The 8,773-nt window shown below is 44.1% G+C and carries 9 protein-coding genes and 1 CRISPR repeat array; of the genes, 1 reads left to right on the top strand and 8 read right to left on the bottom strand.

The features are described from left to right. Positions 1–145: 145 nt before the first annotated feature. Positions 146–1,037: direct repeats of the CRISPR family, unit length 29 nt; unit sequence GTTTCAACTCCACACGGTAGATTAGCAAC. 73 nt (positions 1,038–1,110) lie between these two features. After that, positions 1,111–1,245, bottom strand: coding sequence for a hypothetical protein (locus WHS43_04270; GenBank protein MEJ5338852.1), 135 nt, complete (start codon positions 1,243–1,245; stop codon positions 1,111–1,113). 158 nt (positions 1,246–1,403) lie between these two features. On the opposite strand from WHS43_04270, the gene WHS43_04265 reads away from it, so the two are divergent. After that, positions 1,404–1,898, top strand: coding sequence for a hypothetical protein (locus WHS43_04265; protein ID MEJ5338851.1), 495 nt, complete (start codon positions 1,404–1,406; stop codon positions 1,896–1,898). Here WHS43_04265 and cas2 read toward each other — a convergent pair. From cas2 to cas7i, 7 genes are read right to left on the bottom strand one after another with little or no spacing between them, the layout of a single operon-like run. Next, entirely contained in the window at positions 1,895–2,176 is a 282-nt protein-coding gene (cas2, locus tag WHS43_04260; protein MEJ5338850.1) for a CRISPR-associated endonuclease Cas2, read from the bottom strand. The two genes, WHS43_04265 and cas2, sit on opposite strands and share 4 nt — an antisense overlap. Further along, positions 2,176–3,123: a type I-B CRISPR-associated endonuclease Cas1b gene (gene cas1b / locus WHS43_04255; GenBank protein ID MEJ5338849.1), complete on the bottom strand. Its 948-nt coding sequence runs from the start codon at positions 3,121–3,123 to the stop codon at positions 2,176–2,178. Before cas1b ends, cas2 begins: the two co-directional genes overlap by 1 nt. Further along, the gene (gene cas4, locus WHS43_04250; protein ID MEJ5338848.1) at positions 3,116–3,625 is read right to left on the bottom strand and encodes a CRISPR-associated protein Cas4; all 510 of its coding nucleotides are present in this window, start codon (positions 3,623–3,625) and stop codon (positions 3,116–3,118) included. Before cas4 ends, cas1b begins: the two co-directional genes overlap by 8 nt. Then, positions 3,625–5,793: a CRISPR-associated helicase Cas3' gene (gene cas3, locus WHS43_04245; GenBank protein MEJ5338847.1), complete on the bottom strand. Its 2,169-nt coding sequence runs from the start codon at positions 5,791–5,793 to the stop codon at positions 3,625–3,627. The genes cas4 and cas3 overlap by 1 nt, the downstream gene beginning before the upstream one ends. Next, on the bottom strand, positions 5,771–7,099 hold the full coding sequence (cas8a1, locus tag WHS43_04240; GenBank protein MEJ5338846.1) for a type I-B CRISPR-associated protein Cas8b1/Cst1: 1,329 nt from the start codon (positions 7,097–7,099) through the stop codon (positions 5,771–5,773). Before cas8a1 ends, cas3 begins: the two co-directional genes overlap by 23 nt. Then, the gene (gene cas5b, locus WHS43_04235) at positions 7,090–7,752 is read right to left on the bottom strand and encodes a type I-B CRISPR-associated protein Cas5b (protein ID MEJ5338845.1); all 663 of its coding nucleotides are present in this window, start codon (positions 7,750–7,752) and stop codon (positions 7,090–7,092) included. The genes cas8a1 and cas5b overlap by 10 nt, the downstream gene beginning before the upstream one ends. Beyond that, positions 7,727–8,731 carry a type I-B CRISPR-associated protein Cas7/Cst2/DevR gene (gene cas7i, locus WHS43_04230; protein MEJ5338844.1) on the bottom strand — a complete coding sequence of 335 codons (1,005 nt, stop codon included), beginning with the start codon at positions 8,729–8,731 and terminating at the stop codon, positions 7,727–7,729. Before cas7i ends, cas5b begins: the two co-directional genes overlap by 26 nt. Positions 8,732–8,773: the final 42 nt, after the last annotated feature.

Below are 8,773 nucleotides of genomic sequence, written 5' to 3'. Positions count from 1 at the left end.
ATCTTAATCCTCCCTATGGGTTTTCCATGGGGAGCTTTTTTTTACCATAATTTCTTATAACTTGCAACTCGGGTTATATTATACCAGAAGCGGTGGGCTCTGTGCACATTCAACTGTTGCATGCAGAATAGGAGGTATCAAACACATTTCAACTCCACACGGTAGATTAGCAACATTCCCCGGTGTTCGGATATGCCAAAGAAATCTTCAAACCAGTGTTTCAACTCCACACGGTAGATTAGCAACTTGCAGCAGGGACAATAGGAATAACACTGTGGAGCAGGGTTTCAACTCCACACGGTAGATTAGCAACAATTGCCGTTGAGCCAGATGTTTATTGGATAGCTTTAGTTTCAACTCCACACGGTAGATTAGCAACGCACCACTGCGGGTATTAAAAAGGCTCTTGAGCTTGCGTTTCAACTCCACACGGTAGATTAGCAATGCGCAAACACGCTTTGGTATAAGGGGATACATAAAAAGTTTCAACTCCACACGGTAGATTAGCAACCAGTTTGAAAAGGTAATGCTGTTGATTGAAAGAGTTTCAACTCCACACGGTAGATTAGCAACAAGTTATCAATGATTATTATAGCATTGATGTGCAGATTAAGTTTCAACTCCACACGGTAGATTAGCAACCAAAGCAAGACCAGGATTTGATCCAATTTTTTGATAGTTTCAACTCCACACGGTAGATTAGCAACGAAAGAAAAAATGTTTGGGTAAAAGAAGACACAGGAGAAGGTTTCAACTCCACACGGTAGATTAGCAACTGAAGTTTTATGAAAGCAAGAAAGGTTATGTTTATCTGTTTCAACTCCACACGGTAGATTAGCAACATGCAGACACATACGAGAACATGAAGCGCGGGCTAGTTTCAACTCCACACGGTAGATTAGCAACGTTATAACCAGCACAGAAGAGCCACAAAAAGCAGTGGTTTCAACTCCACACGGTAGATTAGCAACACTGTTTAGCACTACTTAATCTCTTAAGGACTCCTCAGTTTCAACTCCACACGGTAGATTAGCAACCCTAAATCGGTATGTAAAAAATAATAAGAAACATCAAGCCTTTTGTCAACCCCCCACCCCTCTCAAAAGGGGGTTATTTGCCAGAAGTCGGAGGTTCTGCAGACTTGAGTGTGTTATTATCAAATTCAAAGCCTTGACTTTCAACGCTCAGAAGCACACGCCATACCGCCGTAAGACCGTAAAACCATACATATGGTCGTATGGTCATACGGTCGTATGGCACAGTAAAAGTTAGAGCCCTATTCAGTTGCCAAGATGTCATGGGGGCATAACCCCTCTAACTCTTGTTCTATTATTATAGCACAGTGTTTGTCAGATACAGACACTTCATGTGGTTATATTAATAAGTCAGAAGGGAGGTGAACCATGGAGCTGATTCTGCTGATTCTGGCTATCCTTTTCCTTCTATGGAGAGTAAAATCTGCTAACGATGAGGCTTTCCCTCCTGACTATAGCGGAGGGAACTTTTATGGCGGTCTGCCTAGTGGATGGTCTGCATCTTCCGATGCGAGCTACAAGGATGGCGGTATGGGCAGAACAAGCGGTTTTTCAACCTCAGAAGGCTCCACCGGTCTTCTTGACAGTTATGAAAACCGTGAAAGATGGGAAAGCTCCTCCAGTCTCTATGAAGATGATGACCACTACAGGAGATGGCATGAAGATAACTGTGACCTTTCCCGTGCCCTCTGGGACCCATCCTGCCCTATGTATCATGTTTTTCACCATGATGACCACAGCAGTTCTTCAAACTGGGATGATTCATGGAGCTCTTCAAGCTGGAATGACTCTTGGAGCTCCTCCGGCTGGGACAGTGGAAGCTCCTCGTGGGATAGCTGGTCTTCTTCAAGTTGGGACTCTTAAAGCAGGTTAGAGGTGGGGTCTTCGCCTTCGGTGAGAATCTCTCGACTGTGGTTCACCATATCTTCAAAGATGTAGATTATCAGGCTGTCCTGCCGGCGGTCTATAACTTCAAGAAGCTCAGCCTTGAGCCTCTCCAGTCTTGACAGGCTGATACTTCCCTCAAACACGGACTTCTGCACGTGGTGGATGTATCTCTTTACAATTTTCCGGACTTTGTTGAGCCTTTTCTGTCCTTCCTTATCTACTGTGGATATGTCGTAGACAAGTATGACCCACATTAGAGAGCCCAATAGTTGAGGGGTCTGTAGACTTCTTCCTCCAGCAGGTGTTTTATCAGCCTGTATAGCTCAAGCCTTATGAGCTGGCGGTGAGAGACTTTGCGGTTCAGCCTGCGGTGTCTGACTGTGGACTCAAGGAGGTCATTGAAAGCCTGCACGAAGACCCTCCTGCCCTCTCTGCTCAAATAGACATACTGGAGTTCCTGAAGGAAGTGCTCTTCTGTGAGTTTTCTCTCCTTTATGAGCTGGACTATGAGCCTGTCCGAGAGGATAGGTTTGAAGAGCTCCGCCACGTCAAGAGAAAGGGAAAACCTCTTTTCTGAGGGCTCGTGCAGGTAGCTTATAGTGGGATTGAGCTGTGTCTGGTATATCTCTCCCAGCACCTTGGCGTAAACGAGAGAGTTTCCGAAGGATATGAGGGCGTTGAGTGGATTATGAGGTGGTCTTTTTGTCCTCTTTTCAAAGTCCCAGCCTGTTTCTTGGGATAACTTCTCGTAAAAGTCCCTTCTCAGCCTCGCTTCCACCGCCATGACCTGTGGTATGTCCTCAGCAAAAGAGAGCTCAGAAAGGTATGTCTCCTGCTCAATCTGAAGAAAGGGGCACAGGTTTTTTATGGCACCTTCCACAAAGCTCTTTGCCAGATAGAGCCTTTTTTCTTTTTGAAGATAGTGCTGGACCTGACTGACCAGCAGGAAACCGGATAGATTTTTTTCTCTTGGATAGAAACTTCCTATGTAGTATCCGTAGTAGTTGAAAAAGTGCACCACTGCACCTCTCTCTGACAGCAGACCCAGAGCCTTGCTGTTGGTGGAAATCTCAGAGAGCAAGAAGAGTTCATCAAGGTCTTCTATGGGTATGGACTTTTTGAACTCGGAGTTTTCAAACACGATGGTGTTTTCCTCACGCCTTAGCTCTCCACTGTGCGTTATGTAGTAGACCCTACCCATAACAGAACTCCTCGTAGGCACACTTTTTGCAGTAAGGTTTATCTATCACTGGGGGTGGTAAGCTCAGAGAGAGCACCTCCCCCATATGCAACAGGGCATCCTCTATAAGTCCCTCATCCTCCTGCGTAAGGTAGACCTCTCTTATCTGCCTTGCCCTTGGATAATGGATGACTCCGTGGGAAACCTCCAGACCCTTTTTACGCAGGTAGTAGATGTAATACTTGACCTGAAGCTCGTGGGCGGTCTCTATTGCCCTTGAGTGTTTTACTTCATGCACCACAAGACCCCTTCTGGACCTTATGAAGTCCACCCTCACTGGCTCATCGTAAAAGTCCTCTTCCCTCTCCCTCCTGAAGCTCCTCTCATCCAGAAGTCTTCCAAGCTGCACCCACTCAGAAAGGTGCTCAAAGCTCACACCTCTTGAAAAGAGCCACAGCTTTCGCTCGCACACCACGGAGTAAGCTACCTGCGTGCCTCTGTATCTGAGCTCTCTAAGGTCCATCAGAGGATGTTGTCCTGATAGGTGTCATCAGCGTCAGCAAGTGATAGGAGCCCAAGATGCTTGCTGTAGTTTCCCCTGAACCAGTATATGTTATATCCCTTAAGCTCGCTAATCTTGAGAAATCTATCACGATCTTGAAGGTATAGATAATATGGCACAGGAAGGCAATAATCGGAGATTTTCATCAGCACCTTTAGCTTTCCAATTCCTTTTTCCCTGCTAAACTCTTTAATCATTGATGAAACCTTTTCTTTATATATCTGCGGCACTACACTCAGACTGAAGATTCTCCTGAAGTTTTTCATTGCTTCTTTTCTCTCTGATGGTTCTATGTATCCATTTAGCTCCCATAGTCTGTCTACATAAACTTTTGTATCTTCATACTCCCTGCGGAAGTTATCAACCTTGGCAAAAACCCGGTTGACAATATCCCTTTTATCCTTCTCTGATAAAAGACTGCGGTCAAAAGGTTTCAGAGCTTCTAAAGTTGTCTGCACAAGGTCTTTGTGGTATACAGAGCCAACCCCGGAGGGTTCCTGCGTGTATACAAAGACGTTTGGACTGTCAGGCTTTCCCTTTTCTCCCCTTCTGTTGACCCTCCCCATCCTCTGTATAAGGCTATCTATTGTTGAAAGCTCTGTTATCAGGTAGTCTGCGCTTATGTCCAACGACACCTCTGCAAGCTGTGTGGTTATGAATATGCCCCTCTCTTTGGTCTGTATAGCACATCTTAGCACCTTCTCTCGTCGTCTCTTATCTCTCTGTATAAATCTTGAGTGCAGTAGGTAAACCTTGAGTGAACGCTCCTCAAGCTTCCTGCATAACTCTTGAGCTTTGCTAACTGTATTCACGATTACGAGAACCTTACCCTTCTGTGAAAGCTCTAGTATGCTATCAGTAGCCTCTTCCACAGGCTTATCCACCAGAGCTATGCGGTGTCTTATTATGTCTTCTTCCTCATGTTCTATGAGCTCAAAGCCGAGATTTATGAAATCCCTCTCCAGAAAATCCGGTATGGTTGCACTCATTACCAGAGCCTTACCTCCAAGTTTGACTGTGTGCTCTACTGCCTTGAACACATATGCCATAGCCACTGGGTCGTAAGCGTGCACTTCATCTATTACAAGCCTTGAATAAGAAAGCACAGAGTAATACTTCTCAAAACCCTTAAACCTCAGCACGAAAGGCAGTATCTGTTCTGGGGTGCAGACTAGGAGAGGATAGGCAAAGTTGTTTGCATACTCCACATCTTCATAGATGCTTTCCACAGTATTGTCTTCAGAAGACCTTGAATATAGATACGAGAAAGCATTTGAATGCAACAGCCCTACTTTATTACTTCCAAACAAGTTTACAAACCTTTCATACATGGCATTTATTGAGGTTATTACCGGAAGGACAAAAAAGCCTTTTGAGTCCATAAACAGCAAGCCAGCCTCCGTTTTGCCACTTCCTGTCGGAGCCTTGAGTATTAAATTTTTATCCCTTTCTTCATACACCTGCCTCTGAAAAGGTTTGAGATTTTTTATTTTTTGCTCTACTACTTTAAAAACCTCATGTAAGGGGTCTTTTTCAACCAGTATTTTTGCACTACTCGCGTGATCTATACGGAGCAGGAGACCTTTCAGAAGATAATAAAACCCATATAACTCTTCAGAGTCGTCCCTGAAATATTCATCCATTGAACCGTATTCACCCTTATTAATCTGGTGTTTTACCAGCGAGTTCAAGCCATCTATTCCAAACTCCTCCCTCAATACATTTTCTATGTCTTCTACCTTTGACAGTCTGTGATGATGGTAAAGGATTGCGTTGCATATGAGAAATATGAGGTCACTTTTTATGTCTTCTGGCACATCAGATAACACTTCTGGGACAGATTGAATAAAGAAAGCAGGGCTAAGACAGTTGTGTCTTATGGAGGGGTTTACCCCCTTTTTCATGGCTTTTTGAAAATCAGAGCACATTTTCCCGTGGTCATGATACCTGCAGGCAAGCTCAAGAGACTTCCACAAAAATGGTCTGTAGGGCTCTGGACAGGTTAGCTCTATCCTATCTCCGTATAAAGCCTTGAGAGTCTCAAGGTTATTCAGCAACCAGTTAACATGCTCATGAAGGGTTGTCCCATCAGGTTTTGCAAGGTAATCACTCAGATTGAAACTCTTCATCTTCTTCCCCTCCTGACTGCCCCCTTGCGTCACCTCCCACAAGGTGAGCAACCATCACCAGAGAAGCACTCTTAAAGTCCTCGCCAAGCGCGAGCTTTTCCAGCCCCTTTCTCTCCCTTGCATCAAGTTGCAGACCCTCTACCTTGTTGAGTTCAAATAGAAGTCTCTCTACAAAACCGTGCACATCCTGCTGTCTTATGTGTCTCAGAAGGTCATAGACCAGCTTCTGCCTTTGCCTTTCCTCGGTGCTGGCAGATATCTTCCTTGCTATGTCTGCGTATACGTTCCCATTCATGGTATACCCTCCTTCAAGTTCTTTCTGAAACCTCAAAAGAAAATCAATTTCATACAGACTCAAATTTTTGGATATCCTCATGTATTCATCCCTGCCTGATGAGGTTTCTTTTTTATCCTTTTTAAATCTACTCCATCCCTCCAGCAAGCGGATTATAACAGGATAGAGATTTCTGCCTTTTGCCTGCTTTAGCACATCAGAGTATATACTCTCAAGCCTTGTGGGAAACTTTGAAAGATAGTTGTTCAGAACCTCTATTATCTCTCTCGGAAGGTGAGAGCTATACACATTGAAATTCTGTCCAAGAGAGCTGAGTTCAACAAGATATATCCGCGATAATCTTATAGAGGCTACCTTTGAGAGAAGTAAGAAGGACATATCAAGGAACTCCTGTCTTACACTTCTGTTATCCCTTTTTATGCCTTCTACCTTCCTTTTGAAATAAGAGTTTAGTTTCCAGAGAGTTATAGGGTCTTCTTCCACGTAAAGGAAGTAGTTTGAGCCACGAAAGCGTGTAAAGCCAGCACTTGAGCAGTATATAAGGGACTCGCACTCTTTGCATATGTAGAGGTTGTTCCGTCCCCCCGAGAAGTTACTCGGTATGTCATCGGAACTTCCAAGCGGTGTAAAAATCTCCCTTTCAAAAACTCTTACCGTTCTCCCGTCAACTTTAAAGTATGCCTTCCTTTCAAGACAAAACTGACACAGAAATTCACTCAGTGGACCTGTTTGAAATCTCAAGTAGGGTGGCTCTGACTTTATAGCTATGTTCCCTCCGACTCTAACATTATTCTTGTGAAAAGATATAAGTAGCCCCCTATTCTTCTTTGCCCAATCTTCATAAATATCTGGAAAAACATCATCCCAGAAGTTCTTGTCAACAAGTAAATACCTGTCCTGCACGCTTACAACTTTTCTGTATAGCTCTGGGTCATGCTGGGCGAGTATCTCCAGAAAACCTACTGCAGAAACCGCCATCAGCCAGTTGTCAATCAGAAACTTCACAGCCATACAGGTAAACCCTCCTCGTCATACAGGATACTTCTCCCATGCAGAAGACTGCCTTTTGTATGGTAATAATATCCCCTGTAAATGAATTCTCTTGGTTTGTTAACAGAAGACCAAAAGGTGGGTAGCTTGAAATAAATACCCTTTGAGCCTCTTTTAAAACCACTGTTAATGTCCTCCGGCACCCATGCATCGTATGGTATAGTCAGGAAATCTGCCTCCCTTTCTTCATACTCAACATAACCCGCACTGATTATAGAGGTTGGAAACTCCCCGAGCCTCAGGATGCTCCTCGGTCTCAAAAGACCTTCCAGAAAATAATCAAGAGTATCCCTATCCTGACTTTTTACATGAACCACAACCTCAAGGTTTAGCAAAAGGGGCAGCCTCAGAACGTAGCGGTCTATGCTTTTTCCGTTAAAATCTACCGCTCTGTGCCACCTGAAGTCTTCCATACTACCCTCAAAGTATCCCTGTATGGACATATCAAAAACCTCTTCCTTCCACTTTTTCCCACAGGCAGTGTATAAAAGTCCTATTATGGTTGATGGTGTTGGTAGAGGGTAGGTCTCAATTCCCTTGAAGGAAAACCTTGTCCTGAAAAAGGCAAACTTTGAGAAGAGCCTGAACTTAAGCAGTTTGCTGGGCTTCTGCATAACAAGCCTCTACTTCCTGCCTCAACTTTGAAAAGGCATCTTCCATACTCTTTACATCATCACATCCACTCACCTCAAGAAGTTCACCGAGACCCCTCGCACCAGTTACGAAACCAAGCCCCTTTGGTATCAGACTTTTTCTGAAGCTGACGCTTACCTTATTCCCATCGTAGTCAACTCCCAGAGCATTAATGAAGTAAGGCACGCAATACTCATAGACGCCCCCTACCATGAAAAGTGGTGTGAGAGGATATACTCTACCACCAACCCTTCTTGCAAAGCTCTTTTCCAGTATATCAAGCACCTGCAAAACTCTTTTTGCTCTTGCTGAGTTTTCCACTGCCAGCTCTCCACTTCTGTCCTCTCTTCCCACTCTGTCCAGTTCAATGGATACGGTGTATATGTACGGAGACCTGTGCTCCTCAAAGTAGACAATTGCCTGTCTGGACTTGTCATCCTCTCCGAGGTGTTTTAGATACCTTTCTCTTGCATCAAGGTTATGTATTAGATTTTGGGAGCCTGTAAAGGGCTTTACAGAGATTATGTGGTCAAACACAACGGCTTTGTTGCGATTCAGGGCTCCTTCGTTCCTGAGAGGGAACATAAAGCCAAACAGGTCTGCCTCTTCGTAATCTTTAATGATTTCCACTGAAAGTTTACCGTAATCAACCGATGCATTAATATTCTCCTCTTCAGAGAATAACTCTTTTTCTTCTGCCTCCTTTTTCCCTCTCTTTTTCTTTGAACCAGACTGGTCCCTTATTGACTTAATCTTTTTTGCTATTTCCTCGTCAAGAAGTCTCCAGTTGTGATAAATCCTTCCGGCCCTTTTTAACTCATAACTCAGCATTTTATCAGAAGCAAAAGGCAACTCAGCACCAGAAACTGTGTTTATTTTCTTTAGAAGCGTGTAAATACCTACCCTGTCACCGTAGCTCAGCACACCGATGGGTTCCGTCACAATGGTTAGTGTCAACATCCTCCTCATTGACTACCTCCTTGTCTTTTGAAGAATATTATA

This window comes from Aquificaceae bacterium, assembly GCA_037481935.1.
Taxonomy (GTDB): domain Bacteria; phylum Aquificota; class Aquificia; order Aquificales; family Aquificaceae; genus Pampinifervens.
The sequence above is the reverse complement of the archived record's forward strand: the minus strand, read 5'-3'. Positions and strand labels throughout refer to the sequence as shown.

Excerpts from the sequence above, each read along its gene's own strand:
- cas5b (MEJ5338845.1), bottom strand. The coding sequence starts at position 7,752 with ATGCAGAAGCCCAGCAAACTGCTTAAGTTCAGGCTCTTCTCAAAGTTT.
- WHS43_04270 (MEJ5338852.1), bottom strand. The coding sequence starts at position 1,245 with ATGACCATACGACCATATGTATGGTTTTACGGTCTTACGGCGGTATGG.
- cas4 (MEJ5338848.1), bottom strand. The coding sequence starts at position 3,625 with ATGGACCTTAGAGAGCTCAGATACAGAGGCACGCAGGTAGCTTACTCC.
- WHS43_04265 (MEJ5338851.1), top strand. The coding sequence starts at position 1,404 with ATGGAGCTGATTCTGCTGATTCTGGCTATCCTTTTCCTTCTATGGAGA.
- cas2 (MEJ5338850.1), bottom strand. The coding sequence starts at position 2,176 with ATGTGGGTCATACTTGTCTACGACATATCCACAGTAGATAAGGAAGGA.
- cas3 (MEJ5338847.1), bottom strand. The coding sequence starts at position 5,793 with ATGAAGAGTTTCAATCTGAGTGATTACCTTGCAAAACCTGATGGGACA.
- cas1b (MEJ5338849.1), bottom strand. The coding sequence starts at position 3,123 with ATGGGTAGGGTCTACTACATAACGCACAGTGGAGAGCTAAGGCGTGAG.
- cas8a1 (MEJ5338846.1), bottom strand. The coding sequence starts at position 7,099 with ATGGCTGTGAAGTTTCTGATTGACAACTGGCTGATGGCGGTTTCTGCA.
- cas7i (MEJ5338844.1), bottom strand. The coding sequence starts at position 8,731 with ATGTTGACACTAACCATTGTGACGGAACCCATCGGTGTGCTGAGCTAC.